The organism is Peredibacter starrii (assembly GCF_034259205.1).
GTDB lineage: Bacteria > Bdellovibrionota > Bacteriovoracia > Bacteriovoracales > Bacteriovoracaceae > Peredibacter > Peredibacter starrii.
The window spans coordinates 1,136,345-1,162,692 of record NZ_CP139487.1 but is presented as its reverse complement, the minus strand read 5'-3'; the positions used below and the strand labels follow the sequence as shown (position 1 = coordinate 1,162,692).

Here is a 26,348-nt window from a genome sequence, read left to right as displayed (position 1 = left end):
GAAAAGGTCTTGAAAAACGCGGAATTGAAGAGGCATCATAGAGGCGCGAGGTGTTATGACTAAAAAATATTTTATCCTCCATCCCGCTGTCTTCAAACTTGATGGCGGCGCTATGTTCGGGATTATTCCAAAACCATTATGGTCGAAACAAATTCCGGCCGATGAATTGAATCGAATCCAATTGAGTCTTCGTGTCATGCTTATTCAAACTGCCACCAAAAATATCCTGGTGGACACTGGAATTGGTGATTATCACGGGGAAAAGTTCGATGATCGCTTCGGAGTTGTGGGTCCACAGAACCCATTAGTAGAGACACTTCAAAAGAACTTCAATCTGAAGCCCTCGGACATCACGGATCTGATTGTTACTCACCTTCATTTTGATCACGTGGGTGGATTGGGACATGATGAGCAGGAACACCTGACTGTTTTTCCTAATGCAACACTCCACATCCACCGTCAACATTATGACTATTCCCTTCATCCAACCATGCGGGACGCGGGATCGTTTCATACTCAGTACTTTAAACCGCTGATCGAAAAGGCCGAGAAAGATGGCAAGATTCATTGGTTAAATGGTGAACAAGGGACAATTTTAACTGATGGTCCTGACAGTCTCTATTTTAGAGTCTCTCACGGACACACGCCGTTTTTGGTTCATCCTTATGATGAGAAGTTCATTTATATGGCGGACCTTGTTCCTACCAGCGCGCATATCTCCATTCCTTGGGTCATGGGTTATGACATCGCTCCGGGAATTACGACGGTTAATAAGGCGGAATTCTATCGCTTTATAATGGACAAGAATCTCACCATGATTTTTGAACATGATATGAAAGTCTGGGGCGCGAAAGTGAAACCGAAAGGTGAACACGATTTTGAAGCGGCCAAAACGTTTTCAGTTAGCGAGATCGATCTTCAGAAACCTGAAGTATTTTTTGAGTAATATCATTCTTAATGGCGGAGAAAGCTTTGCGGATTCGATTTGAATAATCCTGGATTTGGCTCGAAGTCGGATTTCCCTTCTTCGCCTGGAACTCTTCGATGAATTTCATAGACTCAAAACCAATTCGTTTAGACGTCATACGAACCATTGTTTCGTAATTTCTGCGAGTCGATCCGCCCTTCACTTGAGAGAGATCCACGTCCTTAAAGTACTTCTCATTTTCCACCACGAAGTTCGTGAGGAATGATCCGAATTTCTTCGTATAAGAATCGACCATCGGTTTCAAGTTCGTTTGAAATTTGCCCTTCTCCAGAAAATCCAGAAAGTGCTGTTCGATTTGAAGTGAAATGGCCTCTAGGGTTTGAAGCTTCTGCTGAAGGTCCTGCCAGAACATGTCTTCATGACTCTGGGCCAAAAGCTCTTTTTGAGTCTTTTGTTTGATCAATTTCTCCAGAATGCGATTGAATTCTTCGGCACCCTTGGTGAATAAAACAACTTTTGTTCTCGCCATATAGTTTGTGGCAGGAGGAACAAATTTATTCATGAGTTTTGCCAGAAAGCCTTCCCAGGCACACTCAGAGGCCTTGACATCCATTTCATACATGCCCGGAACAATTTTTGTGCCGGCCGAGAAATCAAAGCTCGAAAGTTCCACGACGTGATTAGTGAGAACACCTGATGATTTGAAAGCAACATTCTGATCATCAAGCGCGAGAAGCTTACCCGGTAAAGATTTAAAATTAACTTCAACCTTACAAGTTTCAAAGCTCGAAGTCACAAGCCAGATGTGAGAGTGATCACTTGGAAGATATTCTTTAAAGAAAATGGGTTTGTCCCATCCCTGAAAGCCAAGCTCTTTAGAAATTTTCTCATGGAGTTCCATCGTCATTTTTGGAAAACGACGGATCTCTACTTTCTCGTAATTCTTAATCATGCTGGCAAAAACAAAACCCACCATGATGACCCCGACTGCCACTGCAAAGGGCCACATTTTTCTGGCCTTTACCGGTGCACTCTCTTCGGTCTCAGGAATTGGAGGAAGCTCTTCTGTAAATGGAGGAGGTGTTTCTTCTTCAGGAATTGGAGGAAGATCCGGGACCTCATCCTTTGGTACTTTGGGAACTTTTTCTACGGGAATTTCAGGCAGTGGTTTTTTGGCCGTAAAAGAAGTGCTGAAAGGAACAGACTCTGCCATGCCTTCGCTCCAGATTTTAACTTCTGGAGTTATTTTTTTGTCCTCGACTAATTGCTCAAGTTCCGCCAATGAGTAAGGCCCCTCGTGCCCAGAAGGCAGAAGGATAAACCATTTAACAGAGTCCTTGTCAGTCCAGTCAAAATTTGACAACTTCATTTGAAACCAATGGAAATAAAAAGATTTTATGACGAAGCCAGAAATCACTCAATCACAAAAACGCTTTCAAGAATCCGTCGGGGCACTATTTAACGAAAATCGCCCAACTTCACTCTTTATTAAGAGCTCAACCGACATGGGTGTCGTGAGAAATGGTGGAAGGAATGGAGCAAGATTTGCTCCTCAATCTTTTCTTTCGACATTTAAGAAGTTTTCGCAGGATCTGAATTTAAAAGAACAATCGTTTCTGGAATTTGAAGTTGGTGATGAGGCCCACGAAAAACAAAACTTTCATGAGGCGCAACTGGCGGAATCAGCACGCATCGAAAAGATCCTAAAAAATCACCCGGGTTCAAAAGTATGTCACATTGGCGGAGGTCATGATCATATCTACCCCCTTCTTCGTGCTTATTCTCATCAATTTAAGAAGATTGTTGTCCTTAATATAGACGCACACGCAGATACTCGCACGGACTCGGAATTTCACTCGGGAACGCCCTTCCGTCAGTTCTCGGAAGAATTTAGTGGTGAGTTTCATATTTTCCAAATTGGGCTTCATCCGTTCGCCAATTCTTTCTCTACGCTTTCTCCTTTAAATAAAGGAAAGAGTGTCGAGCTTTTTAAGAAAGACATGACAACAGAGAATTTAAATCAGCTCTTCAAAAAAGTCAGTGAAGTGATCGATGAGAAGACCTTGGTGGTTTTCAGTCTTGATGCTGACGCCTTAAATGGATTTGAAGTGCCAGGTGTAAGCGCGGTGAATCCGGACGGTATCTCTCGCACTGAACTTTTAGATCTGTGGAAGAGATATGTGGGACTGAAACTCTCTCACTCTCCGGTTCTGGGAATCTATGAGCTCAATCCGCTTTATGATTCGCTGGCAGCTATTAGCATGAGAAATATGGCGAGTTTTGTTTTTGAAGGATTTTAGGCAAAAAAAAAGCCCATCTGGAAGATGGGCTTTTTTTTTCGAGAGACATAAGGAGAAGTTAAAAAAATCCTTTCTTTAACCCCAACACACACACAACTCTATACTAGCAAACTCCGTGCCAACTTCAAAATACTTCTAAAAAAATATTCCTAACAATCATTTCTCACACTTGATGCATAGCTAACAGCTTGATCATGTCAAGGCCATGACTTTTTGAATAAAAACATGTCAAAGCTCCAACGCTAAACACCTCTTAAAACTAGAGTTCAGTAATCAGTTTTCGCTTCAAAAAACATTTGAATAACTGCATAATGGCGAAAATATTTTTCATCACAATATTGTTCACTATGCGCTTCAAAGGAGAAGTTCAAATGTTCACTCGTGCTTTATTCACAACTCTTATGGTTGCTTTTCTTGCTGTTGGTTGTTCTTCTAACAAGCCAAAAAATAACCAAGACGACGCTGCTAATGGTGCTAACGGCGCTAATAACGGCCTAACTCTTGAGCTTAACGGCGATTCTGACTCTGGCAAAGCTGGCGGTCTTAAAACTGTTTACTTCGATTTCGATTCTTCAAGCCTTGAAGGCGCTACAAAAGCTGCTGTAGAAGCTAACGCTGAATTCCTTAAAGCTAACGCTTCAGTTGACGTTCAAATCGAAGGTCACTGTGACGAGCGCGGCGGCCGTCAGTACAACCTTGCTCTTGGCGAGCGTCGTGCTAAAGCTGTTCGTGATCACCTAGTTGCTCTTGGTGTTGAGTCGAAAAGACTTTCTACAATCTCTTACGGTAATGAGCGTCCAGTTGCTGAAGGTTCTGACGAATCAGCTTGGGGCAAAAACCGTCGTGCTAATTTCGTAGTAACTGCGAAATAAGGCTAAATGAGAGTTTCTCTCCTTTTTGTTTTATTACTTTTGGGTGCGTGTGGTTTAACTACCACACGCCCTAAAACTGAAATGAGTCTCGCCCAGGCCGCGTTCATGGCCGCTAAAGAAGCAGGCGCAGACATCCACGCTTCCAATCTATTCCGTAAAGCTGAAGATTATTACCTGAAGGCCAAGTCTGCTTATCGCAGAAAGTATTTCAATAAGGCCCAGGAATATGCCCTTCTTTCTAAAAAATACTCAGAGCAAGCCGAATACTCGGCCGTCAGAAAAAAAGCCCTCGAAGGTAATGCCGAATAACGCAATTGCGTAAATTGCGACATTTGCGTTAGAATTTGATCCATAATCAAAAGGATTTGAACTCTATGACTAAGATTCTATCTATTGTTGTGCTCGCAACTCTATTCACTTCATGTATTAAAACTGCTGACCAAGTAAATCGCGAGAAGCGTTTCGATAACATGACTGAGCAACTAAAAGACTCTCAGGGTCTTATGGCCGATATGGTGGGCCAGCTTAAAGACATGCAAAAGCAATTGGACCGTATGAACGGTAAAATTGAAGAACTAGAACATAAGCAATCTCAGGCAAACCCTGAAACTGCTAAACTTACTGAATCTGTGAACCTGATGAAAACTCAGCAGGAAACAGAGGCCGCTCAACTTCTTCAGATCCAAAACGAACTGAAAGAACAGCGCACGTTCATTGAGAAAGTAACTGCCAGCATTGCGGCCATGGGAGAGAAAGAAAAAGCTCCTGCTACGAAGGCCACTAAAAAAAAAAGCGCTAGGTCGGATCTAGAGGAAGCTCTTCAACTAATTAAAGAAAATAAGTATGCCGAGGCCCGCACAGAGCTTGAAGCGCTTATTGATCACGATGATTTGACTCCAGGAGACCATAATAAGGTGATGCACGGCCTCGGTAAGGTCGAGTACTACACTGGAAACTCGGAGAAAGCGCTGGTTTATTTCAGCAAAATCTACACAAAGTATCCAAAAGCTTCCCTAGCTCCAAGTAGTTTGCTATTCATTGGCCGTTCCCTAAATAAACTGGGCAAGAAAGATGAGGCGAAACAAGCTTTCGCTAAAGTAGTCGAAGACTACAAAGGTACTAAAGAGGCCAATGAAGCCAAAAAAGAACTCTGATCCAAATAAACGAATCATTCTAGGTGTCGAAACAAGTTGTGACGACACCTCTCTTTGTATTCTCGAAGTCACAGACTCATCTTCAAAAATTCTTTCACTAAATAGTTTCAATCAGGACTTCCTTCTCATGAAATGGGGCGGAGTTGTTCCGGAATTGGCCGCGCGTTCACACGTGAAGGCCCTGCCTCCTCTCCTTGATGTGACTTTCAAAGAGGCCGGCATTTCTCCAGAAGATATTACGGAAGTGGCGGTGACCACTCATCCAGGTCTGGTTGGATCACTCCTTACTGGAATTAATCTCGCTAAAACTTTTGCGATGATGAGAAACCTTCCGATCGTTCCGGTGAATCATTTGTTCGCGCATCTTGAAGCGATTCATTTAACTGAAGAAGTTTCATATCCATATCTAGGTCTTCTCGTGAGTGGCGGTCATACTGCTTTCATGTGGGTCAAAGGTCCGAATGAAATGGATGTGCTTGGTAATACTCTTGATGATGCTGCCGGTGAGGCCTTCGATAAAGGCGGAAAACTTCTAGGTGTGGGTTATCCAGCAGGTAGAATCATTGATGATCTGGCAAAAACCGGTGACAGAAAGAAATTCGATTTCCCGATTAGCTATATGAGAGATCGTCCAGGTAAGATGAGCTTCTCAGGTCTTAAGACCGCTCTTCGCGTGAAAGTGCAAAGCATGCAACCAGAAGAAGTGAAAGCTGAACTTCCTCACCTGTGTGCCAGCTACCAGGAAGCGATTGTTCAGTCTCTTCGTGTGAAAGCGGATGAGATCATCGAAAAAATCTTAGAGAAAAAAGTGAATGGTTTCACAACTCCGATCGTGATTGGTGGTGGTGTTGCCTGTAATTCACGTTTGAAAGAAGTGTTTAAAGAGCGCTATAAAAACGTGCACGTGGTGAAACCCATTTATTGCACAGACAACGCAGGCATGGTGGCCAATTGGGCAAGCCGTGTTCCTGATTTACAAGTTCCGTTTCCTGAATGTCTTTCGCTTGATGCACGCTCGCGCTATGTGGAGAAAAAATAATGGGTCATCGTTTTCCCATGGCCAACAAAAGTTTTGGCCAGCACTTCTTAAATAGCCCGACTGTTATTAAGAAAATTACTTCTCCTCTTCCGGAAGGCGTTGATGCCATCGTGGAAATTGGACCGGGACCGGCAGTTCTTACTCCGCATCTGGCCGCTTATAAAAAACCCATCTTCGTCATTGAGATGGATGAACGTTTCGTTGAATTACTCGCACCAGTTGTTGGTGCTGATAATATTTTTCGTCAGGACGCTCTTCTCTTTGACTGGAAAGCTTTCTTAGAAAAACATAATTTTAAATCGATCTGGTTAGTTTCAAATCTTCCTTACAACGTGAGTGTGCCACTCACTCTTTCATTTCTTCGAATCCCTGAGATCACTCACATGACTCTCATGTATCAAAAAGAAGTGGCCCAGAAGATTCTTCCTAATGATCCAAGAAATGCTATGGGCTCTCTTCACGCCATGTGCTTATCGCAATTTGAACTTCAGCATGTGGTCTATGCACCTCCGGGTGCTTTCGTTCCACCTCCGAAAGTTGATTCTCAGGTTTTGGGCTTTAAACGTAAGGCCAACCCTGATATCCCTCTTTCTGACATCGACTCTTTTGAAAGCTACCTACGCCTCGCCTTTGGACAAAGACGTAAGCAATTAGGCGGCATTTTGAAGAATGATTGGGGTGCAGAGAAGACTCAAACGGCGCTTGAGAAGGCCCAAATCAGCCCACAAATCAGAGCTGAGGCCCTTAGCTATGCGGAAGTACTAAAACTCTTCGCTAGTTCACGCTGAAAATATTACAGGCCACATAGACGCACAGCTCCAATCTGCTATAAGGGTCCCTCAAAACCCAGGGACCACTTATGAAAAAAACCATTTTTTCTCTCCTCTTAGTTGCCTCTAACCTCGCCGTCGCTGACGAAATGAGATTCTTAAGAGCGGATAAGGACGCCCTTCAGGCCCGGGTAGATATTGTTCAAGAAGCGAAAAAAGAAATCCTGGTTGAGTACTACTCTGTCTGGAATGACGACCAAGCAATTGGTGGAATGGCGCTTTTAATTGATGCCGCTAAAAAAGGGATCAAAGTAAAAGTCATTCTCGATTCGCTTTCAACCACTGTGCCTAAGAAAACTTTCGCCGCTCTCCTGGCCCTGGCCAATGAAGGTGAAGTTTCAAAAAATCTGGAAATCAAAGAATACAATCCTCTTAGCTTTAATCTCTTTAAGGCCACTCACCGCGATCACGCGAAAATGCTCATTGCTGATGGTGAGACACTGATTACGGGCGGAAGAAATATTGGTGATAAGTATTTCGGTGTTAACCGTCGTCGTAACTTTTCTGATCTAGATCTTATGGCGAAAGGAAATGTGGCGAAACTTGCGAGAGAAAATTTCCTCACAACTTGGAACTCTCCAGCGGTGAAAACTCTTCGTCTTGGTAAATACTCTCCTGAGCGTTTAGCACAGGGCTCATGTACTGCTTTTAAAAATCAAGAAGAGTGTGAGATCCAAAGAGTAAAATCAAATGAAAAATTTGAGAGTGAAAAAGCGCGAATTCTCGAAGTGAAAGAAGAAGTGATGACTTATGAAGAAGGCGACCTCGTGGTGCCTTATTCTGGAAACGATTGGTTTAAGGACGCTTACGTGATTGATGATGTGAAGTTCATGTCTCACGGAGCTGAGAATCTTGTTAGCAAAGAAACAGCTTACCTCAATGAAGATCTATTAAAGGCCGTGGCGAACGCCAAAGAAGATGTGAACATCATCTCCCCTTACTTAATGCCAACTCCAAATCTGATGAAGGTCTTCGCTGATCTTCGTTCAAAAGGTGTTCGCATCAGAATCATCACGAATTCGATGAACTCAACTGATAATCTTTTCGCGCAAGCGGGTTACCGTGAACTTAAGTTTAAGCTGATTGAAATGGGCCTGGAGATCTACGAGTACAATGGGCCAGATACGATTCACGCTAAAACGGCGGTAGTTGATAATCGTGTGGTCTTGATTGGAACTTACAACATTGATCCACGTTCAGCTTTCATCAATCGCGAGATCGGTGTGATCATCAATGATGAATTTCAAACAGGTCTGGCAAATGACCTTACTCATATCATCCAAGGTTTCCGCGAGAACTCGACTCTGGTTGGTAAGGACGGAGTTCCTCACAACCTGGACATCGAAATGAAGGGCGTGTCGAAAAAGAAGCGTGCTCTCCTTAAAGTTATCTCGAAGCTTCTTCCTTTGATCAGGAACCAGCTTTAATTCATCGGAGAACGGTGGTATAGTGCCATCCTTATGGGCATCAAGATTATTGCTAAAAATCAGCGCGCGGGTTACGACTACTTCCTTGAAGAGAAGTATGAGTGCGGCGTGTCACTTATGGGAACCGAGGTGAAGTCTCTTCGTCTGGGTAAGGCCATGATCAACGAAGCCTTCGTGGTCATCGATTCGGCGGGAGAAGTTTGGCTTCAAAACTCCACAATCCCTCATTACGAATTCGGGAACATCAACAATCACCCTGAGACACGTAAGCGTAAGCTATTGTTAAAGCGTGAAGAAATCCAACAAATTGAAAAGAAAATGGCGATGAAGGGTTACACCATCATCCCTCTTGCCCTCTACTTCAAAGACTCTTTGGTAAAGTGCGAAATAGCTCTCGCTAAGGGGAAAAAACTCTTTGATAAGCGTGATACTGCTGCTAAAAAGGACGTAGAGCGTAAACTTAGACAAGGGCAATTTGAGTAATGGAAACCGGCTTCGAGAATGTACGGAATATTTATCCATTGAATCAGACCAAAACCTTTTCACATGAAGAGGCGTTGGAGCTAGTTCCACTTCTTATGCACATCTCGTCTAAAACAAAGCGCGAATTGAACGTTCTTAACTCACAGCTTTCATTTTTCAAGGCCAATACTGACAAGGCCCAAAATATCCAAGAGAAAATTAATCTTTCACTTCAGGCATGGTCGGATAAAATTCGTCGCCTGGGTGCTATTCCAGTTTCTCTTTGTAAGGTTCGTATTCCAGGTGAAGAAGGTCAGCACTTTCTTTGGGAGTACCCTGAGAACCGTCTGTTCATGCACTAGCATTGTTCCCGTTTATTAGTAGAAACAGTCTTTCTGAGTAATTATTTCAATAAAAATTTGAGTCAGCAGTCTGCATGTTAGCTTCCGGAAAAACAAATACGGAGGCCATATGAAAAGTCTTATTCTTCTTTCACTTCTCGCAATCTCCACTTCTGCTTTTTCTTACTACAATCCATTTGAAGGTGTTCCGGCGGAAATTTGCCCGGGAATGAAAGTGGACCAGAGAAAGGTCATGGCGGTGTGTGATCATTTTAGAGCAGAGAGAGTTTTGAGTGCCAGAGTTGGTCGTCCTCTATCACCTCAGGAATTAAAACTTAACCGTTCAAAGCTTCTCAGTCCTTCGGAACTGGGAATCATCCCGGATGCCGATACTACAGTGCTTTTCAGTTATGTTCGTTATGTGCTGAACGATCGAAACTTGGAAGTTGGAATGATCACGATTGATGGTTGGAAAAATAATGAAACGGGTGAAGTAGGAAGAGTAGATACCCGCTACACGAATCAGGGTCAGGTGATCTCAATTCAATTGTTACCACTTCGTTAAAAAAATAAGGGCCCCCTTTGGGGCCCTTTTATTTATACATCAGAAGTAATTCTGAGCATCCTTCAAATAAAATCTTAAGCGCAATCACACCCAGCATGATGTTCACGATAAGATCAAATTTTTGATCTGAGATTTTTCTACTTAATGGAATAGAAATCCCTACTCCGATAAGTGTCCCCACGATCAGAATCCCGATGTGCTCTTTTAGAGTCAGAAAGTTAATTCCGGCCGCTCCACCGAAAGCGATGATCTTTGAAGTTTGAAGAAGAAGTTGTCCCGCACTTTTGGTCGCAATGTTGCCATCTCGATTAAGTTTCAGGCGATTGAAGAACGGTGTGACCATTGGCCCCACTGCTCCCACAAAAATTCCGAGAAAACCAGAAAAGGCACCTAGGATGCTGAAGGTTCTGAGAGTCGGCTCTCCACTGGGTTTTACTTTTAGAGGGAGAATCGAAATCAGAATAAACACACCCACAATAAGTTTTAGCCAAGTGGGGTTGATGAGATCAAAAATCTTAGCACCCGCCCATGCGGCCGGAAGCATGAGAATTCCGTAGGCCAGCACCACCTTCCAGTGAACGGTTTTGTGATGAACGCCAACACGAAGACCATTGGCAGAAAGTTGGGTGAAAGCATGAAGCGGAAGTGCAAGCTCAGGTGGATACACCACGAGTAGTCCCGCAAGAATGAGAGTACCACCACCCAGACCCGTGAGACTTGAAACAAGGGTCCCCAATGTGACTAATAAAAAGAGGAGACCTACTCCGCCCATTACCAGCTCCGGTAATCTTGATAAAGCTTGATCTTTCTCATCATCGTATCGAAAGCGATAGAGAGTTCATAGGTAAAGAGCTTTGAGATCTTGTAGTATTTATCGAAGTTGGCCTGAAAATCTTTTTCGATGAGCTCGGCCATTTTAGGATCTTGAAGACCTTTACGATGACCTTTCCCAAGTTCAGATCCCACTGAGTAAGCGAAGTCACAAAGTTCTTCTTTATCTAAAAACTTTTTAACCTTCACCGCAAAACTTGGAACCTGACGTCCCCAGAATTGTTTATTTTGGAACGTGCAAAAGCCTAAACGCTCTTCCATTCCGTCTGCAAAAATTTTACTCGCCTCAATCATGCGCAGACCGTGATGAGAAACCGGTGAGAAGAAGAACTTATTATTTTTCTCCTGATAGACTTCTTTGATGTCCAACATGATGGCATCTTGATGAGAATCAGGGTTCTTCGGCATAAGCGTATAGATATAGTGCTTCTTCCCCAGACTTCCCGGAGTAAGACCCACTTCAGAGATAAAGTACTCATTCATGAGGGCCGAATCATTTCGACTATCAAGGAATGTGTTCAGAAGATTCATCACCTGATCATTACGAGGACTGATGGCGTTCTCGCGCATTTTCTTCGCCCAACGTTTATTAGAACGAAGATAGTCCTTTGTGGTCATTTGCCATTTTTCAGGCTCAACACCTTTAAGCATTTTTAGCTGCTTGTGAGGGATGTCCGGATGCATGAAGTGAGTGATATAAGCATCAATGAAATACTCCACCACTTTGTTGTCAAGAAATCCGTCCATCTCTTCGCGACGAAGAGAAAGCGCACTCAAGAATCGAATAATGTCCCAGCAGTAAGGTCCCATGCGTGAGCGATCGAAATCCAACATGGCCGAACCTTTGAAGGTTCGAACATAGTTATCCACATGAGGATTACCATGAATGAATGTCGTGGGAACTTTGTTTAAATCCAGGAAACGCGGAAGCTTTGCCTGCATGAGGGGACAGGCAATTCTAAACAAAAGGTAGCGTGCCTCTCTACGAGATAGCGGCTCATTACCCAAGCGTTTTTGAAAGACATGACTTCGGCGTAAATACTCGTCCATAGTATGACTATAAGGCCTATTTACCAACCTGCAATAATTAAGTTAAACTTTCGGCCATGATGGAGAAAATTAAGGCCCATTTTATGAAGGTAGGACCACGTCGATTTGTTGTCGGCGCTGTATTCGTCCTGATTATTCTGGACATCATCAATACCTACTATCTGAAGCTCTACTGGCTAAAGAAAGACCTCTCTACCATGCTGGTTCATCAGTCGATCCGCCAGAGCAACCTTCTTCTGGAAGATTTCTCTCAAGAGACCATTAATGGCATGGCCGGCTTTATTAACAACACGTTCTATTTCTTTTTGTTTCTCGTGCTGGTGAATAACCTGTTTTTCTATTTCTTCTACCTTCGAGCGAAACTCTGGGCGCAAGGCTATGTGCTGTTCTATACCCTGACTGCGGCCATTTTTGGTCTGAGCTTTGTGGTGGATCAGGCAGGACTAGGTGCCGGTTGGATGGTGTACAACATCCTAACGATCTTCGTTTATATCTATCTCTACTTTGGAGTGAAAGTTCTGAAGTATGAAACGACGGATGCTATCCCTGCAGATGGAACATCGGCACAATAAAGTTTCCGCCATCAGTGTTCCCCCACTCTGGAATTTCTCGCAGTCCATTCATGAGCATTCTTTGTCCTACCACCGAAAGGATGAAGGAATCAAAGGCATTTGAATTCTTGATGATGGTCTCCAGATCATTCTCGTAGATGAAGATCTCCATGTGTTTTTCAATGTTCAGGATAATCTGCTCACGAGCGGAACTCGCCATATCCAGATCAAACAATTGAAGCAGAAGAGACTTACTCACAATTCGAGCACGATAGAGTTCCAATAAACAAATCTGAATATTGGATTCATACATCGTCAGATCTTTCGGAAGATGTCTTAGAAGATAATTTAATCGCGAAAGCAGCATGAAGGACACGTTACCAAAAGACTCATAAGAGTTTTTGAAAACTTCCAGAAGCTGATCGTAGTAATTTTTCCAGACCCAAAAATCGATCGGACGATGCCAGTATGGCGTGAAGCCTTTTCTGAGTTTGCGTTTAAAAGAGCGTGAGAGCATGTGCTCATCAGTGTTCTTCTTTAACAGGTTTTTAGAGTAGTCCACTTCAAGTGAGGCCACTCGTTCCTGTTCATATCTTTTTGGATTGGTTTTCTGAAAATGAGCGTCTTCATCCAGAAGCTCTTTCATTTCTGCGCGTACTTCCTGCACCTGATGGCGAGGACAAACACTCGCTCCTTCGCAGTTAGGAAGGCATGATGCCTCACACGGTGGGCGGCTCAAGGGAAAGTCTACCACCAGTTGCTTCAAGCAATAAGTTTCCACCCAAGACGTAATGATTTCATCTCGATCGCGGATGTCTTCGTCTTTAACTTGATGGAGAGATTTTAAGAACCAGCGTTTTTTCTCAGGGTAATACTCGAGGAGAGAGAAAAAGAAGTTCTCTTTTCTCCCTCCGCCTAAGCTCATACCTGCAACGTTTCTAATTGGGTTTCCCAATTGGTTCCTTTAGAGTGGGGCCTCTACTTTGAAAGGAAGAATTTCCATTCCGTGTTCTTTCACGCGGGCCTCAATCACTTTAGGATCAATGCCTTTGTGAACCAGGATGAAACAACCTCCACCACCAGCTCCACACATTTTTAATCCTATCACATTTCCGTCTTTTTTAAGCTCGGAAGTAAACTGACGAATTTTATCGGTCGTGATGCCAGGGAAAAGTTTCTCACGCTGCTCGCCCTCTTGAGCGATGAGTGAAAGCATCTTGTCCCACTGCTTGGTCTTAAGCGCTTCATAACAAGCGTGTGAGATCTCAGCAATGCGAGTTAGACCATCGATCACTTCAGGTTTCTTATCAAAGAAGCCCTTATAAACTTCCCAGTTATTGATCCCTGATGCACGTGATTGTTTAGATGAAATAAGCACCAGGTGCTTTTCAAGAATTTCTTTTAGCTCGTCAGTGAAAAGCTGCTCAACCTTGATTTCTCCTTCGATGCCTTTAACTGCAAGAACACCGCCAGTAAGGGCCGGGAAATAATCCTGGTAACCCGCCATCCCTTGATTCAGGATGCGGCTTTCAACTGCTTTCACTCTCATAACTGCCGTGTGACGGTCATAGTTGTAACCGGTGAAGTTACAAAGAGCGCGGTAAAGAGTCACACCCATGGCGGATGAACCACCAAGACCTGAACCAGCAGGAGCACCTGAAGAAAGATCAAGTTTGATATGTGAGTTGATATTGAAGAGACGAAGAATCTGAAGCACGAAAGTCATCTCAGCGAAGTCGCGAGAATAAACCACACGGTCTTCAGTAAGTTCGGCCGATGTATATTTGTATGTCTTATTGTAGTCAGCAGAGTGAATTTCAACGCCGTCAAAAGCGGTCTTTGTAAGACTCACTGATGCTTTAAGACCAGTTGCCACGTTTAGGGTCACAACGTTCTTGATAATAAGGTTGATCGGCTCAATGTCGAGAGTTCCACCTACGAGATCAACTCGCACGCTTCCAGTATTAGTTACCTGCATTCAAAATTCCTATGTATGGTAGTTCACGGTAGCGGCCGGCATAATCCAGACCGTAACCAATTACAAATTTGTCTTCGATTTCAAAACCAAGGTAATCAATGTTTACCTTGTGCTTAAGCTTCACTGGTTTAAAAAGAAGCGAAGCAAGCTTCACTGTCTTTGGATTACGAACTGAAAGAAGTTCCATCAGAGTTTTAATCGTTAAACCCGTGTCTACAATGTCTTCAACGATGATGACATTTTTTCCTTCAATATTGGCGGTGATGTCCATCTCAAGACGAACGTTACCAGAGCTATTAGTCGAGTCTCCGTAACTAGAAAGCGAGATGAATTCCAGTTTGAGTGGACGATTGATTTTCTTAATCAGGTCCGAGCAAAACATGAAAGCACCTTTAAGAACACAGATCACAACCAGATCTTCATTTTCGAAGTCTTGAGTGATGGCCTTACCAAGGGCCTCAATACGAAGAGCGATTTCTTCCTCTCCGATCAAAGCTTCAGGTGTATAAAGTTCCATAGATCCTCCGTGTCCTAACAGTATGAGTTGTTCAGGATCTCTCCTAAACCACCGGCACCTGGGACAATGTATTGATGATTGTTTAAACCTTTTTCTTCTTTCCAGTTTTTTCCGAATTCTGTTTTAAGAACAGCTTCCGAAGAAAGGCCGCGGTCGATTCTCAGAGCGAAAATCTCGAGATCAGGACAGGCCTTAGTAACCTTCGCCAGATATTCAGGCGTGATAATTAAATGCAGGGCCACCATCTTAAGAGGTGTGCCGCCTACTTTATTTTTGTAGTGCTCATAGGCCTCAACAATCGTTCCACCCGTGGCACCCATTGGGTCTGGGAAAAGGACGATTGCTTTATCTACGCCACCACCGATCTTTGATCCAGAAACGTTGATCCCTGTGACTTGTCCATTCTCATCACTCACACGAGCGACATAGAAGTGATCCTGGCGAACGCCAGTTGGGTCCATGAGATAATTCAATTTATTGTAGCAATAATGTGAAGGCAGAGTTCCGGCCCGGGCCAGATCTACACTCACGCATGGGGTACTTGGATCTACGATCTCGCCTTCGAAGTGGGCCTGCATGCGCGTTTCAACTTTCGTGAACTTTCTTGGAAAGATCTGATCAATCACGTGATCAATTAAGTGGGAATACATCATTCCTACCAGTTCATTGATCTGTGGTTGATGAGTATCAGGACGACCAAGCTTTGCTAAAAGCGAAAGCATCAAAGGTGAAGAAACCAAGTGTACGTTTGGACCGTAGTGGTGCTTAAACTCACTTGGGGTAAAACTCAAATGTTCGAATTGGGAATCTTTCGCCATGCTATCCTCGTGAAGAAAAAAGGATAGCACGGAGAAAAAAGAAATGTCTCTTAATTAGAAAGTTGACCAGCGAGCGGACGGATTTCTTCTTGAAGCGGAAGAAGAGTCTGCTCTTCGGCCTCATCATACTGGTAGTGGCCACGGCAACGCGCTTCATAAGCGTCAGTTTCGCCTAGAAGAACCTGGGCCTTTGACTTAGAAAGACGCTGAGTACGGCTGGCAGGAGCGCCACATACTGTACAAATAGCATGGATCTTCATCACTTCATCAGCAACTGCCAGAAGTGTTGGCATTGGGCCAAATGGCTGGGCACGGTAGTCGAGGTCAAGACCTGCGCAAATCACGCGGTAACCGCGAGCTGCGAGCTTCACAACAACTGTAGAGATGGCCTCATCAAAGAACTGAACTTCATCAATCGCTACTACGCGAGTTGAATCTTTAAGACGGATTAGAATATCAACAGCGCTTTCCACTGGCTCAGCTTTAACCGAACGAGACGTGTGAGAAACCACACCTTCAGCGTCGTAGCGAGTATCAATGGCAGGCTTAAAAATCTGAACGCGTTGCTTAGCAATTTGTGCGCGCTCTACACGGCGAATGAGCTCCGAAGTCTTTCCAGAGAACATTGGCCCACAAACTACCTCAATCGATCCATGAAAATACTGGTGCGTCATCAGCGGGGTCTCCTCGAAAAAAAAGCAAAAATACTAGTGTGTGTGTGGATCGATAATTTCAAAGAATCGAAACTATGACAATGAAAGGCCGTTTCTTAACGGTTTGATTTCGCATGGCCGTAAGAAAAAATAAGAGACTCTTTTTAGGCCACTAAATAAAAAATTGTGAAAAATAAGAGACTTAGGAGCATTAAACCAAAAATAGTTGGAGTTAAAAGAATAACCCAAGCAAGTGAACGTGATGCGCCAAGATTCGAGCGAAGGCCTGCGTACATCAAAAAGTAGTACACCACTGACTGAATCAGGTCCCCAATGAATGGGATGATGTTAAAGAGATTTGAACTCAAAGCGTGAGTGGTAATTTGATCAGCAATTTCTTCTGCTGGAAGATCAGGATTTAACCATCCCGAATATTTTCTGATCACCCATGCCCAGAACTCAGTCAGAACGATCGTGGCGATGGGAAAAAAGATAATATCAAGTGCAGCAGAGAAAAGAAGAAAGTAATAAGTAGATGAACCTGAACTCTTAAGCATCTCTTGCAAGAAAGGAAACGACTCACTTTGCATGTTTAAGAAGGACTGCAGGAAATAATTCAGAATGATGATCTTGCAAAGACCACGCATGATCGCAAAGATCCAAGAAATGCCCAGGGCCTCTGGAAGAGTTAATGGTTCGTGAACCACTCCACCCTGCTCTGGCAATGAAAGCTGATGACGAAACTGTTGATGAATCCTGAAAGGATGCACCAGTACTGTGAGGTAAGTTTCGATCAATTGACCCATTGTTTTCATCAATGTCACTTTAACACATCTTCAAAAGTACCGCGAAAATTTTCATCCAGAAGATTGAAATGGGCCTTAAATCCTTGAGTGAGATTGACCACTATCAGCTCTTGGGCCTTTCGCCATAGAACCAACTGCTGTCCCATAACTTCAATCCGAAGATTGTTTTCAGAAAGCACCTGCTGTCTTTCAGTCTTAGAAAGATTGGAAATTCGATCGGCCTGATCCTGAGGACCTAAGTTGAAAATGAAGTGAATAAGCTGCTCCATTCTCTGCTGCTCAACCTTGAAGCCTTTCACTTCAAAGGCCAGAGGTTCACGATTAAGGATCGTCACCTTGGCACTTTTATCACCTTGAACAAATTCAGCATCGGTACGCGTAAAGGACTTAAAGTCTTCCGGTGGAATGACTTTTTTGTCCCAGTAGTCCTGAAGGTGAATAAAGAAAGCACGAAGAGTACCACCCACCATGAGAAATGCACGCTTCCCGCCTGGATCAACGATATAGGCGTCAGCGGATTTGTCGTCTTTAAGCCATAGCTCCCACACGACAGTATTCTTGGGATCGATGAACTTGATTGAGCCCATTTGCTTAAACTTCTTAAGTGTCTTGAAGTCCACTTCTTCTTTTAACGTCATTTGAGTCAGAAGTGAGTAGAACTTTCCTTTAAGATCCTTATGAACACTGATACCAGGAAAAGGAGTTGGTTGAGTCTCGTTTTTAATTAAATCAAGTTCGAAAGGAAGCGAGCCCTCAGTCTCCAATACCACTTGCCCAAAGGGAAGATTCGGATAGAAACGGAAAAGCTGATTCTCTTTCATGTCTTTCATTGGTTTTGAAAGAGCGGTCACAAGTTCATTGAGCTTGATACTCGCGATCTCGGTTTCATCTTGAGTGAGATGGGTACTTTCGCCCACGATCTCAGCGAGCATGATCTTCTTACCTTGAGCGATGTAGAAGGCCTGCTTATCGAGAGATAGGTCTCCGATGGTCCACTGCTCGTGGTTTACTTCAAATTGAAAGGGATGAGGGAAATAGGTCGCCCATTCTCCCTGAATGTCTTTTACTCGACTCACTTCAGAAAGTTTTTTCTCAATCTGCTTAAAAGTGTTGTGTGAAAGAAGAACGTCACCACTGTACCAGCTGCCGTTCTTTTTGGTGGCCTCAACATTAGGGAGCTTCAGATGAGTGATCTCTTGCGTGATCACGCGATCACGGGTCTGAGATTCAACATACTCACGCTCTGCCCTCTTCTCCTGGAAAAAATAAGTCGCAACTAAAAGAACAAGAAGAACACCAAAGAGAACCAGATTTTTTTTCATAGTAAGCGCCGTCTACGGTACACAAAAATTGCCGTTCCAAAGAAGATAATCGGAACGACCAGAATTGAGATAACAAAGATCATTTGTAAATGTTGAGCTGATAAAATCACAGGTGGCTCTTCAAGGCCCGGACGATTGAACGAAATAATTCCTTCATCATCCACCATCCATGAAACCGTATTTAAGAAAAGAGTCGTGTTGCCGGCCTGGGCCTGATAAGCGTTCACGAGGAATGAACTAGATCCAAGAAGGACCACGCGAGAATCACGCGGAGTATTTGGAATCGCGAGTTCAGAAATCCCTAAAAGACCAATAGGACCTTTGAGATCTGATTTCTCGTTATATTCCGCCTTCCCTTCAGTCACACCTTTAAGATTTGTTTCTGCCCAGCTGCCTGGGAAGTTGGAGGTCGTGGCCAGAAGTTGTGCGCTGTCTTTTCCTTTGATCGTTCTCACTGATGAACTTAGAGGGAAAACCGTACGAAGGTTAAAGCCTTCAGTAATGGGATGTTGATTATCGTAGTTGCTGATAATAGGAATGGTCGCCTCTGCGCCTTGAACTGTCGACAGGCGATCAATTACCACGTCCTTTCCAAGTTCAAGTCCGTATGGCTCCATGAGCTTCGTGAGATTATCGTAAAGCTCAGATTTAAAGGCCGGTGCCAGAGCAAGGAAGAAGCTTCCGCCAGTGTTGAGGTATTCCTTAATTAGGTTTGCTTCCTGAGGAAGAAAGCCTGAGATAGGGCCCAAAACGAAAACCGCGGTAGCGTCTTTTGGAACTCGGTCAACTTTCGTGAGTTCCAGTGGTCTTAATTCATAATTTTGAAGACGAAGTTTTTCACAAAGAACTGAAATGCCTTCAGGAGACTTCTCTTCACAACTAAGTTCCTGGTGGCCAGTCACAAAGTAGAGCACGATTTTTTCAGTGCGAAGGACCTTCAAAAGCGCATTTGTCACTGACAACTCATCGATCACTGGGAATTGAGACTCTTTACCTTGATAATCCAGCACCACAGTTCCGTTCTGAGTGATCTCTTTTGCCTTCACTAAATCCGGACGAAGATCCGTATCAATCGCCTCGAGTTTAATGTTTTTATTTTGGGCAACATAGAGTTTCAGAAGATTTAGAATTCCGTTCCACTCTTCACGACGAGCAAATACTGTCATTTTAAGCGGAGACTTCACCATATCGAGAACTTTTACCGTCTGATCCGTCAGGCTGTTTCTTTTCTCTTTGGTTAAGTCGAATTCCTTGTAGTTTTTATTTCCAAGATAGTTTGCTACACCCAGGATAGAGACCACGAGGAGTACGTTGATTCCGTGGAAGAGCACTTTTTCAAAGTATGAGCTACGAACGTAAGTTTTGATTTCTTCAAACTTCGCAAACATTAATAAGAAGCCCAAAGCTGTGGCAAAAACCGTAAGACCAATGTTTAGGGTCTTATATTCAGGGGCCGCAATCCAAAGGGCCATCGCTGTGAGGAAAACTAAAACATCAATAATGACCCATAATGGGAAGAGCCAATTTCTCATTACCAGTTCCTCCGGCCCAAACTCTTCACGGTTAGAAAGCCGAATAAGAAGATGAAAGTTAAATAATAGATAATGTCTTGAGTACCAATGAGCCCACGAAGGATACGCTCAAAGTGAGAGGTGATTCCAATGTAGGTAAAGATTTCAGCAACCAGGAAGTTTGAATTTAAGTGTCCGCCCCAGGTGATCATCCAGAGGAACATGATTCCTAGGACTGAAAGAAGGGCCGCGATGATTTGGTTTCCTGAAAGAGATGAACAGAATAGACCGAGAGCAATGTAGCAAAGAGCATTGAGTGCCACACCTAAGTACGCTGTCCCAAGAAGGGAGAAATCACGAACACCTACTCCCCAGATAATGAGTGGAAAGATACCGGTCATCACAAGCATGGCGATGATTAAAGTAAAGGCCGCTAGTCCCTTTGAGAGAACCACTTGCCATTCGCGAACGGGAGCAAGCCAGTAGAGATCAATTGTTTCAAGGCGCTTCTCTTCTGAGAAAAGTCTCATGGTGATTAGGGGAATAAAGACCAGCATCAAAAAGTTGATGTTAGCGAATAAGCGCAAAACCACTTCTTCTACAAATGAGATCTCCTGGGCCATGTTTTGAGGGATGGCCTGAATCCCGTCCGTGTAAGTCGCCAGTAAGTTAAAAAAGATCACACCACTAATGAGTGAAAATAATCCAACTAATACATAGGCCAATGGAGAAGCGAAATAGGACTCCAGCTCTTTTTTCCACAATGTCCAAATCATTTTTTCAACTCCGTTACGTGTAGGAAGATGTCCTCTAATTCCGGAGACTCAACCTGAAGCGTATAAAGGTTAAGACCTTTATTCATGAGATATTTTGCGATTTCTGCACGAGCATCGCGGTCATCCTGGAAAGTCAGGTGATACTGCTTTTCCTTGCCCACAATGTTTTCATGAGTGATGTCGTATTTTCCGAATGAACTTAAATCAGGAAGAGACTCTTGCTGGCCGATTCCAATTCTCATCACCAGACCCTGGCGAAACTTCTGATGAATTTCATGAAGGTCCCCAGTGGCGCGAATTTTTCCCTGGTGAATGATCGTGATCTGATCACACAGCTGCTCCACTTCCGGGAGAACGTGTGAAGAGAAAAGAATCGTTTTTTCTGCGGATAATTTTTTAATGAATTCTCGAAGCTCCACCACTGTCTGTGGATCAAGACCATTCGTAGGTTCATCCAAAATCAAGAAAGGAGCATCATAAACAATCGCCTGGGCCAGACCCACTCTTTGCTTATAACCTTTTGAGAGATTTCCAATAAGGCGCTTTCTCACATCAAGAAGAGATAGATCAGTCATGACCTTATCTACTTGGTCCTTCACATGTTTTACTCCGTGAAGTTTACTCACAAGTTTTAAGTACTGCTCGACAGTCTGATCGAGATAGACAGGAGCATTTTCTGGAAGAAGACCAATTTTATTTTTGAGCGTTAGGTTATCTGGTTGAACAGTTTCGCCAAACAGGGTGATAGATCCTGAAGAGACAGGCAGTAGACCTGCAATCATCTTCATAGTAGTGGACTTACCCGCACCATTAGGGCCCAAAAATCCATGAATGGAACCCTTTTTAACCTCAAAACTGAGCTTTGAAACCGCAACTCGCCCTGGGTATTCCTTAGTAACTCCGTCAACTACTAGTATTTTATCCATAATCACCATACAATCTGTGAGATCGCTCTCTAGTTCGCGGGCCAAGTGCCGAAAAGATCAGAAACTTTACTATGACCATTTTAGATACTTTTAAGTCAAGAATTCAAGTAGCAGAGCGGATTCTCATTACTACGCATGAGTATCCTGATGCTGACGGCATTGGATCAGAGATTTCACTCTGCCTCGCTCTACGCGAGTATGGAAAGAAAGTTTACTGTGTCAATGAAGAGCCTCTTCTGGAGCGCTATCGTTACCTTGACCAAGATAAGGTCGTTTACGGTTTCAAAGATTTCTTTGCGAAACATCCAGATTTCAAACCAGATTTAATGATTGTGGTTGATACGAACACAAAACTTCGTGCTGGCCATCAAATCTGTCATTACATTGGTGATGCCATTCCTGTGCTCTATATCGATCACCACCCTTGTCGCGGTCGTGATTTGTCCGATCATTGTATTGATGTGACCGCTGCGGCCACAGGTCAAATGATTGGTGAGATGATTGAGTCTTTGGGAGTTAAGTTCACTAAGAAGATCGCACTTCCGATTTATACTTCGATCATTATTGATACCAGCTCTTTCAGATACCCCACTGTTTCTGCCTCAACTCACAAATTGGTGGCAAAACTGATGGACACTGGAATTAATCCTCCAGAGGCCTACAACGGTATTTATGGTACGAAACGCGTTCATCATATGCATTTACTTGCGAGTATTTTGAATACCGCTTCTACCAATAAAGATGAAACCATCGCCTGGATGCTTCTTAAAAAAGAAGACATTGATAAATACGCAGGTGACGTGGAAGACACTCACGCTTTCATCAATAACTTACTTGTTTTGAATAACATCAAAGTTGCTTGTATGTTCCGTGATGATGGTGACCACATCAAGATGAGCCTTCGCTCTTCGGGTGAATATGATGTGGGAACGATTGCCCTTGCCTTAGGTGGCGGAGGTCACTCGCATTCGGCCGCGACTATTCTGAATCGTGAACCAGGTGAAACCACCGAACACGTGATTGACCGAGCTATAAAAAAAGTCGAAGAAGCCCTGAAAAAGATGTCTGTTACTTAAAAATTCCCGTTTTAAAGGCCGCATAGATCGCTACACCAACAATCATCAAAACTGATGCCCATCTATTCATCGCCGTTTGTTCTTTGGTGGGCCGGCTTGGCGAAATGTGATCTGTTTCCGTTCCGGCATTGGCCAGTTCTTCTTCAGTGAATGGTGACTCTTCTTCACGATAAATGCGTAGATCGAGTAGCTTTTGAATGTCCTGAGGAGAGATTTTATCAAACTCAGCGCTTTCAATTTCAAACTGCATGATACTGTCCATGAACTTATGGTTCACGCGTTTGGTCTTATCATTGATATGATCCATGGCTTCATTGGGTACGCCCACAGCGAATTGAACACCATTACGTTCCAAAATTTCTGTGATTTTACTTACTTCTCTATCGTTAAAGCCTCTATAAATCATGCATTCCCTCAATTTGCCCTATTATAACTTTTTCTAGTAACATAATTATATGAAAAAATATTTTATCCTCTCACTCCTAGTTACTATCCTACAAACCAATGCCTGGGCCCAGATGCTCTCAAACACCAAGGTGATCCTCAGTGGAAACTTCTCGGTGCCGATGGGACATCTTCTTCCTGGTGATGAGATCCTCGCTTCGGATCAGACTTTTAAAAGAGTCAACGGCGTCTATCATGAGGCCAATGAGCAAGCGATGTTCTACATTACAACGGAAGGGGGAAATACCCTGGTCTGCGATAAGGATCAAGTGCTTCAGCTTTCAAACCGCAAGCTGATTCAGGCGAAGAAAGTTAAAGCAGGGCATGTCCTTCACGGTCAGAATGGTCCCCTTCAGGTGGTGTCCATCAGCTTCGTTTTTGTAAGTACGGATGTTTCGCTTCTCTCTTTCGGCCCAACAGTCGAAGATGTGAATGATCATCTTTATTTTGCCAACGGAATTTCAGTTGGCGGTTATTCTCTGACTCGTGGATGGATGGGGCTTCCAGCGGAAGTTAAAGAATAGTTTTAAAAACCAAAACCAACTCTAAAAAGAAAATTCAATCTATTTCCACTCAGGTCCTGACCGTTGACTTCAACGCTCGGGGCCCAGTGGTGAATGACTCCAAACCCCGTCACAAAATCCATCATTTGATAGTTTGCCGCCTGAAACTGATAGAAACGCCAGTTGAGCATGAGCTTTTCTGAAAACGCGAATGTAGTTGAAGACTCGCGATTATTGCGATCGTTTTCTTTTAAGTCTTCAATGAATTGCACCCCAATGCCCGGCCCATAAGTGAAGTATAGGTTCTGAGTAAAAAAGTGACGATAAACGTACTGAGCTCCAATGAAACTTATACCTGCACTATAATTACGTCTCTCATCAAACTCATTAATGATTTTTGGATTATCACTTCCGTCAAAGTCATATTCATTCGAAAAAACCACACCCACACCATGGTGAGCATTTAGATAGAAGTTGATTTCGAAGGCCAAAATACTACTAGGTCCACCAAGCTCTTTGATATCTCCATACTGACCGATGGGAAATCCTCCATCCAGCATCAATTCAACAGCAGAGTAAGATTGGTCTTCAACATGATTGTGGCCCGTTCTCTCAAAAGAGGTGCTGATAATACAGGTTTCTCGAGTGGCCGCGTCCCATACTGGCACCTCGACTTTAATGTGGTCTACTTTCTTGAATTCATCCTTTGATGGGAAAGGGATCCAAGTAACTTGCCACCAGCCAGAAGAGATTTTGCTGTCGGAAACGTCATTACGAAAACCCGGGAACCGGTCCCGTTTATTATCATAGACAAATTTTATGTCGCTGTTTTTAATCACGACTTCATTGGGAAGCGTGTTGGCGATTCCTAACAAGAGGAAATTGTCCCTGCTATTTCCGGCCAAGTGAAATTCCGCATTCACGCCACATTGATTCTCAAGACGCACACTGGTTCCAGTTTCCGGGCGTGACCAGTTTTTTAATTCGTGCTGAATGAGTGCGCGGTAGATGGCCTCATGGCTTCCCACTGCAGATGCAGCAAGGGTCGCTCCAATTGCGATGGGTGCCACATAATTCACACGGGCAAAAGCACTGGTACTAAGAAATAACAAGAGAAGAAGGTATTTCATTCGAAGTCCTCCGCTCTTAAAAGATAAGTGAAGCGGGCCTTTGACTCCTCAAGAGGAATTTGGATCACTGATTTAAAGTCCCCTATTTGGAATACGCCTTCTTGTTTTTTGAGCTCAATTTTGCAATCAATCCCCATGGTTTCTGAAGGGGCCAGTGAAAAGCTCATCTGGTTTTTAGCATGTGATGAGCAAGCAATGGGAACAGTTCTAAGACCTATGGTGATTGTAGCTCCATCTAAATTGATGAGCCTCGCTCTGTCTTCCAGGTTCTTTACGACCACGAAATAATCAATGTGAATGCGCTCACTGTCTTTTTTTAGTTCAGTTGGATTTACATAAATATTAGAGAAAAGAAATCCGTCCTGCTTGATGAGACGAAAATCATTTCTTCGGGTCGGAACTCTATGGGTGCAAGCGACGAGCACTATAAGCAAGGCTAGAATTTTCATGGCGAAATACTAGCATCAAGCTCATTTATTGAATCTTAAGATTCAGCTCGGCGGTCTAGAAATTTAACCATACGCGATTTAAAGAGACGTTCGTTCCACTTAAGTCCTAGACGACGTAACACTTTACGGTCCTGACTCATGTAGCTACCTTCTACTTCTTCACGGATGGCCGCAATTGAGGCCTCAGAGAAATCTTTAAGGAAATGAGCACCAGTGGTCAGATACTCGCGATTTAATTTTAAATCGCGCACAACTGCTGGTCTTCCAGTGGCAAAAGCTCCGAAGGCCTTAGATGGGAAAAAGTTTTTCGAGAAGTCCCAGATTGCTTTCGCTTGATGCGAATAAAGCGCACTGGTCGCTTCACAGTGGTCTCCGGCAAATTCCAGTGCAGGAAATTCTTTTTTAACTGATTCAAGATGAGCATCTGGGCCCATGATACGAACCGTCTCGCCTTTAGAAAGAAGGACCTTGGCGATTGTTCTGAACTCAGCAACGGTCAGGTCATGAGTGTAAATCAAGTGGTGCGTGAACATGAAGTTATGGTCTTCATCACGAACAAATGGATATTCTTCTGTTCTATAAGTAGGAGCAATGACTTCTGCGTTTGGAAGTTCCAGGAACGTTTTAAGCGTCTCGGAGCTTACAGCGATTTTTGGATAATTACGAAGGGCCTTCTCACGCCAATCGTTTACGTAAGGCGCGAAGAGCTTCTGGAAACCAAGATTTGCTTGATCAATCAGACCCCAGTCCATGATATAAAGGAAGCGCTCAACGTGTGAAGGCAGAGTCAGTCCATGAATATAACCACGGCTTAGTACAATGACTTTCTCAATTGAAGAATGAAGGGGAATCGCCTTCACTGCTGAAGGCATGATCCAGAAGTTCTTTTTAAAGACCGAAATGTCTTTCGCTTTATGAGTCAGGAAAGAAGAAACAATAGGACGAGTTTCAATCTGACCAAGAATGCCACCTTGCTTGTGAGCAATGGTATAGATCTCTGAATTCGGATAAATATTTAAAACCATCTCTAACAAGAAGATAGAATCATCACGAGATAACAGAGAATCGATGGCAATGGCGGTTTTCATA

31 protein-coding genes are annotated in these 26,348 nt (G+C 43.5%); 14 read left to right on the top strand and 17 right to left on the bottom strand.

Features of this window, described 5'->3' with window-relative positions; all coding sequences use genetic code 11:
* Positions 1-55: 55 nt before the first annotated feature.
* Positions 56-946: an MBL fold metallo-hydrolase gene (locus SOO65_RS05830; RefSeq protein WP_321398295.1), complete on the top strand. Its 891-nt coding sequence runs from the start codon at positions 56-58 to the stop codon at positions 944-946.
* On the opposite strand, the gene SOO65_RS05825 is transcribed toward SOO65_RS05830, so the two are convergent.
* The gene (locus SOO65_RS05825; RefSeq protein WP_321398293.1) at positions 903-2,297 is read right to left on the bottom strand and encodes a DUF4339 domain-containing protein; all 1,395 of its coding nucleotides are present in this window, start codon (positions 2,295-2,297) and stop codon (positions 903-905) included. The two genes, SOO65_RS05830 and SOO65_RS05825, sit on opposite strands and share 44 nt — an antisense overlap.
* 28 nt (positions 2,298-2,325) lie before the next feature.
* On the opposite strand from SOO65_RS05825, the gene SOO65_RS05820 reads away from it, so the two are divergent.
* The 10 genes from SOO65_RS05820 to SOO65_RS05775 all read left to right on the top strand — a co-directional run bounded on the left by SOO65_RS05820 (position 2,326) and on the right by SOO65_RS05775 (position 9,918).
* Entirely contained in the window at positions 2,326-3,228 is a 903-nt protein-coding gene (locus SOO65_RS05820; RefSeq protein WP_321398291.1) for an arginase family protein, read from the top strand.
* Positions 3,229-3,539: 311 nt separating this feature from the next.
* On the top strand, positions 3,540-4,100 hold the full coding sequence (gene pal / locus SOO65_RS05815) for a peptidoglycan-associated lipoprotein Pal (RefSeq protein WP_321398289.1): 561 nt from the start codon (positions 3,540-3,542) through the stop codon (positions 4,098-4,100).
* A gap of 6 nt (positions 4,101-4,106) precedes the next feature.
* Positions 4,107-4,409: a DUF4398 domain-containing protein gene (locus tag SOO65_RS05810; RefSeq protein ID WP_321398287.1), complete on the top strand. Its 303-nt coding sequence runs from the start codon at positions 4,107-4,109 to the stop codon at positions 4,407-4,409.
* Between the two features lie 65 nt (positions 4,410-4,474).
* Positions 4,475-5,254 (top strand): tetratricopeptide repeat protein, encoded by a 780-nt coding sequence (locus SOO65_RS05805; RefSeq protein WP_321398285.1) that lies wholly within the window; start codon positions 4,475-4,477, stop codon positions 5,252-5,254.
* Positions 5,232-6,293, top strand: coding sequence for a tRNA (adenosine(37)-N6)-threonylcarbamoyltransferase complex transferase subunit TsaD (tsaD, locus tag SOO65_RS05800; RefSeq protein WP_321398283.1), 1,062 nt, complete (start codon positions 5,232-5,234; stop codon positions 6,291-6,293). The genes SOO65_RS05805 and tsaD overlap by 23 nt, the downstream gene beginning before the upstream one ends.
* Positions 6,293-7,081, top strand: coding sequence for a 16S rRNA (adenine(1518)-N(6)/adenine(1519)-N(6))-dimethyltransferase RsmA (gene rsmA, locus SOO65_RS05795; protein WP_321398281.1), 789 nt, complete (start codon positions 6,293-6,295; stop codon positions 7,079-7,081). The genes tsaD and rsmA overlap by 1 nt, the downstream gene beginning before the upstream one ends.
* Positions 7,082-7,152: 71 nt before the next feature.
* Positions 7,153-8,550 (top strand): phospholipase D-like domain-containing protein, encoded by a 1,398-nt coding sequence (locus SOO65_RS05790; protein WP_321398279.1) that lies wholly within the window; start codon positions 7,153-7,155, stop codon positions 8,548-8,550.
* Positions 8,551-8,583: 33 nt separating this feature from the next.
* Entirely contained in the window at positions 8,584-9,033 is a 450-nt protein-coding gene (smpB, locus tag SOO65_RS05785) for an SsrA-binding protein SmpB (protein ID WP_321398276.1), read from the top strand.
* Positions 9,034-9,071: 38 nt separating this feature from the next.
* Complete coding sequence (locus SOO65_RS05780; RefSeq protein ID WP_321398274.1) at positions 9,072-9,374, top strand: hypothetical protein; 303 nt, start codon at positions 9,072-9,074, stop codon at positions 9,372-9,374.
* 109 nt (positions 9,375-9,483) lie between these two features.
* Positions 9,484-9,918 carry a hypothetical protein gene (locus SOO65_RS05775; RefSeq protein WP_321398272.1) on the top strand — a complete coding sequence of 145 codons (435 nt, stop codon included), beginning with the start codon at positions 9,484-9,486 and terminating at the stop codon, positions 9,916-9,918.
* Positions 9,919-9,946: 28 nt separating this feature from the next.
* Here SOO65_RS05775 and SOO65_RS05770 read toward each other — a convergent pair whose 3' ends face one another.
* Together SOO65_RS05770 and SOO65_RS05765 are read right to left on the bottom strand one after the other, a co-directional pair.
* Positions 9,947-10,690 (bottom strand): sulfite exporter TauE/SafE family protein, encoded by a 744-nt coding sequence (locus SOO65_RS05770; RefSeq protein ID WP_321398270.1) that lies wholly within the window; start codon positions 10,688-10,690, stop codon positions 9,947-9,949.
* Entirely contained in the window at positions 10,690-11,799 is a 1,110-nt protein-coding gene (locus SOO65_RS05765) for a DUF2252 family protein (RefSeq protein WP_321398268.1), read from the bottom strand. Before SOO65_RS05765 ends, SOO65_RS05770 begins: the two co-directional genes overlap by 1 nt.
* Before the next feature lie 56 nt (positions 11,800-11,855).
* Between SOO65_RS05765 and SOO65_RS05760 the strand changes: the two genes are divergently transcribed.
* Positions 11,856-12,371, top strand: a complete 516-nt coding sequence (locus SOO65_RS05760) for a hypothetical protein (RefSeq protein WP_321398266.1) — start codon at positions 11,856-11,858, stop codon at positions 12,369-12,371.
* Here SOO65_RS05760 and SOO65_RS05755 read toward each other — a convergent pair.
* The 10 genes from SOO65_RS05755 to SOO65_RS05710 all read right to left on the bottom strand — a co-directional run bounded on the left by SOO65_RS05755 (position 12,340) and on the right by SOO65_RS05710 (position 21,702).
* On the bottom strand, positions 12,340-13,305 hold the full coding sequence (locus SOO65_RS05755; protein ID WP_321398264.1) for a hypothetical protein: 966 nt from the start codon (positions 13,303-13,305) through the stop codon (positions 12,340-12,342). The genes SOO65_RS05760 and SOO65_RS05755 overlap by 32 nt on opposite strands.
* A gap of 9 nt (positions 13,306-13,314) precedes the next feature.
* Positions 13,315-14,328, bottom strand: a complete 1,014-nt coding sequence (locus SOO65_RS05750) for a GHMP family kinase ATP-binding protein (RefSeq protein ID WP_321398262.1) — start codon at positions 14,326-14,328, stop codon at positions 13,315-13,317.
* Entirely contained in the window at positions 14,315-14,845 is a 531-nt protein-coding gene (hpt, locus tag SOO65_RS05745; protein ID WP_321398260.1) for a hypoxanthine phosphoribosyltransferase, read from the bottom strand. Before hpt ends, SOO65_RS05750 begins: the two co-directional genes overlap by 14 nt.
* Positions 14,846-14,859: 14 nt before the next feature.
* Entirely contained in the window at positions 14,860-15,663 is an 804-nt protein-coding gene (locus SOO65_RS05740) for a uracil phosphoribosyltransferase (protein ID WP_321398258.1), read from the bottom strand.
* Between the two features lie 50 nt (positions 15,664-15,713).
* Positions 15,714-16,337 carry a thymidine kinase gene (locus SOO65_RS05735; protein ID WP_321398256.1) on the bottom strand — a complete coding sequence of 208 codons (624 nt, stop codon included), beginning with the start codon at positions 16,335-16,337 and terminating at the stop codon, positions 15,714-15,716.
* Between the two features lie 143 nt (positions 16,338-16,480).
* A complete protein-coding gene (locus tag SOO65_RS05730) occupies positions 16,481-17,131 on the bottom strand; it encodes a hypothetical protein (protein WP_321398254.1) in 651 nt (216 codons plus the stop codon).
* 5 nt (positions 17,132-17,136) lie between these two features.
* Entirely contained in the window at positions 17,137-18,444 is a 1,308-nt protein-coding gene (locus tag SOO65_RS05725; RefSeq protein WP_321398252.1) for a hypothetical protein, read from the bottom strand.
* The gene (locus tag SOO65_RS05720; protein WP_321398250.1) at positions 18,441-19,976 is read right to left on the bottom strand and encodes a GldG family protein; all 1,536 of its coding nucleotides are present in this window, start codon (positions 19,974-19,976) and stop codon (positions 18,441-18,443) included. Before SOO65_RS05720 ends, SOO65_RS05725 begins: the two co-directional genes overlap by 4 nt.
* Entirely contained in the window at positions 19,976-20,731 is a 756-nt protein-coding gene (locus SOO65_RS05715) for an ABC transporter permease (protein WP_321398248.1), read from the bottom strand. The genes SOO65_RS05720 and SOO65_RS05715 overlap by 1 nt, the downstream gene beginning before the upstream one ends.
* Positions 20,728-21,702 carry an ABC transporter ATP-binding protein gene (locus SOO65_RS05710; RefSeq protein WP_321398246.1) on the bottom strand — a complete coding sequence of 325 codons (975 nt, stop codon included), beginning with the start codon at positions 21,700-21,702 and terminating at the stop codon, positions 20,728-20,730. The genes SOO65_RS05715 and SOO65_RS05710 overlap by 4 nt, the downstream gene beginning before the upstream one ends.
* Before the next feature lie 26 nt (positions 21,703-21,728).
* Between SOO65_RS05710 and SOO65_RS05705 the strand changes: the two genes are divergently transcribed.
* A complete protein-coding gene (locus SOO65_RS05705) occupies positions 21,729-22,733 on the top strand; it encodes a DHH family phosphoesterase (protein WP_321398244.1) in 1,005 nt (334 codons plus the stop codon).
* Here SOO65_RS05705 and SOO65_RS05700 read toward each other — a convergent pair.
* Positions 22,726-23,139, bottom strand: a complete 414-nt coding sequence (locus SOO65_RS05700; RefSeq protein WP_321398242.1) for a hypothetical protein — start codon at positions 23,137-23,139, stop codon at positions 22,726-22,728. The two genes, SOO65_RS05705 and SOO65_RS05700, sit on opposite strands and share 8 nt — an antisense overlap.
* A 49-nt stretch (positions 23,140-23,188) precedes the next feature.
* Between SOO65_RS05700 and SOO65_RS05695 the strand changes: the two genes are divergently transcribed.
* The gene (locus SOO65_RS05695) at positions 23,189-23,701 is read left to right on the top strand and encodes a Hint domain-containing protein (RefSeq protein ID WP_321398240.1); all 513 of its coding nucleotides are present in this window, start codon (positions 23,189-23,191) and stop codon (positions 23,699-23,701) included.
* A gap of 2 nt (positions 23,702-23,703) precedes the next feature.
* On the opposite strand, the gene SOO65_RS05690 is transcribed toward SOO65_RS05695, so the two are convergent.
* The 3 genes from SOO65_RS05690 to SOO65_RS05680 are packed head-to-tail and all read right to left on the bottom strand — an operon-like array spanning position 23,704 to position 26,347.
* Positions 23,704-24,810, bottom strand: coding sequence for a hypothetical protein (locus SOO65_RS05690; protein ID WP_321398238.1), 1,107 nt, complete (start codon positions 24,808-24,810; stop codon positions 23,704-23,706).
* On the bottom strand, positions 24,807-25,259 hold the full coding sequence (locus SOO65_RS05685; RefSeq protein WP_321398236.1) for a hypothetical protein: 453 nt from the start codon (positions 25,257-25,259) through the stop codon (positions 24,807-24,809). Before SOO65_RS05685 ends, SOO65_RS05690 begins: the two co-directional genes overlap by 4 nt.
* A 35-nt stretch (positions 25,260-25,294) precedes the next feature.
* A complete protein-coding gene (locus SOO65_RS05680; protein ID WP_321398234.1) occupies positions 25,295-26,347 on the bottom strand; it encodes a glycosyltransferase family protein in 1,053 nt (350 codons plus the stop codon).
* Position 26,348 lies beyond the last annotated feature (1 nt).

Coding starts and splice junctions, on each gene's coding strand:
- SOO65_RS05695 (WP_321398240.1), top strand. CDS start 23,189: ATGAAAAAATATTTTATCCTCTCACTCCTAGTTACTATCCTACAAACC.
- tsaD (WP_321398283.1), top strand. CDS start 5,232: ATGAAGCCAAAAAAGAACTCTGATCCAAATAAACGAATCATTCTAGGT.
- SOO65_RS05725 (WP_321398252.1), bottom strand. CDS start 18,444: ATGAAAAAAAATCTGGTTCTCTTTGGTGTTCTTCTTGTTCTTTTAGTT.
- SOO65_RS05685 (WP_321398236.1), bottom strand. CDS start 25,259: ATGAAAATTCTAGCCTTGCTTATAGTGCTCGTCGCTTGCACCCATAGA.
- hpt (WP_321398260.1), bottom strand. CDS start 14,845: ATGGAACTTTATACACCTGAAGCTTTGATCGGAGAGGAAGAAATCGCT.
- SOO65_RS05740 (WP_321398258.1), bottom strand. CDS start 15,663: ATGGCGAAAGATTCCCAATTCGAACATTTGAGTTTTACCCCAAGTGAG.
- SOO65_RS05765 (WP_321398268.1), bottom strand. CDS start 11,799: ATGGACGAGTATTTACGCCGAAGTCATGTCTTTCAAAAACGCTTGGGT.
- pal (WP_321398289.1), top strand. CDS start 3,540: ATGGCGAAAATATTTTTCATCACAATATTGTTCACTATGCGCTTCAAA.
- SOO65_RS05700 (WP_321398242.1), bottom strand. CDS start 23,139: ATGATTTATAGAGGCTTTAACGATAGAGAAGTAAGTAAAATCACAGAA.
- SOO65_RS05690 (WP_321398238.1), bottom strand. CDS start 24,810: ATGAAATACCTTCTTCTCTTGTTATTTCTTAGTACCAGTGCTTTTGCC.
- SOO65_RS05735 (WP_321398256.1), bottom strand. CDS start 16,337: ATGACGCACCAGTATTTTCATGGATCGATTGAGGTAGTTTGTGGGCCA.
- SOO65_RS05790 (WP_321398279.1), top strand. CDS start 7,153: ATGAAAAAAACCATTTTTTCTCTCCTCTTAGTTGCCTCTAACCTCGCC.
- SOO65_RS05760 (WP_321398266.1), top strand. CDS start 11,856: ATGATGGAGAAAATTAAGGCCCATTTTATGAAGGTAGGACCACGTCGA.
- SOO65_RS05680 (WP_321398234.1), bottom strand. CDS start 26,347: ATGAAAACCGCCATTGCCATCGATTCTCTGTTATCTCGTGATGATTCT.
- SOO65_RS05715 (WP_321398248.1), bottom strand. CDS start 20,731: ATGATTTGGACATTGTGGAAAAAAGAGCTGGAGTCCTATTTCGCTTCT.
- SOO65_RS05820 (WP_321398291.1), top strand. CDS start 2,326: ATGACGAAGCCAGAAATCACTCAATCACAAAAACGCTTTCAAGAATCC.
- smpB (WP_321398276.1), top strand. CDS start 8,584: ATGGGCATCAAGATTATTGCTAAAAATCAGCGCGCGGGTTACGACTAC.
- SOO65_RS05830 (WP_321398295.1), top strand. CDS start 56: ATGACTAAAAAATATTTTATCCTCCATCCCGCTGTCTTCAAACTTGAT.
- SOO65_RS05720 (WP_321398250.1), bottom strand. CDS start 19,976: ATGAGAAATTGGCTCTTCCCATTATGGGTCATTATTGATGTTTTAGTT.
- SOO65_RS05730 (WP_321398254.1), bottom strand. CDS start 17,131: ATGAAAACAATGGGTCAATTGATCGAAACTTACCTCACAGTACTGGTG.
- SOO65_RS05770 (WP_321398270.1), bottom strand. CDS start 10,690: ATGGGCGGAGTAGGTCTCCTCTTTTTATTAGTCACATTGGGGACCCTT.
- SOO65_RS05810 (WP_321398287.1), top strand. CDS start 4,107: ATGAGAGTTTCTCTCCTTTTTGTTTTATTACTTTTGGGTGCGTGTGGT.
- rsmA (WP_321398281.1), top strand. CDS start 6,293: ATGGGTCATCGTTTTCCCATGGCCAACAAAAGTTTTGGCCAGCACTTC.
- SOO65_RS05825 (WP_321398293.1), bottom strand. CDS start 2,297: ATGAAGTTGTCAAATTTTGACTGGACTGACAAGGACTCTGTTAAATGG.
- SOO65_RS05775 (WP_321398272.1), top strand. CDS start 9,484: ATGAAAAGTCTTATTCTTCTTTCACTTCTCGCAATCTCCACTTCTGCT.
- SOO65_RS05705 (WP_321398244.1), top strand. CDS start 21,729: ATGACCATTTTAGATACTTTTAAGTCAAGAATTCAAGTAGCAGAGCGG.
- SOO65_RS05805 (WP_321398285.1), top strand. CDS start 4,475: ATGACTAAGATTCTATCTATTGTTGTGCTCGCAACTCTATTCACTTCA.
- SOO65_RS05750 (WP_321398262.1), bottom strand. CDS start 14,328: ATGCAGGTAACTAATACTGGAAGCGTGCGAGTTGATCTCGTAGGTGGA.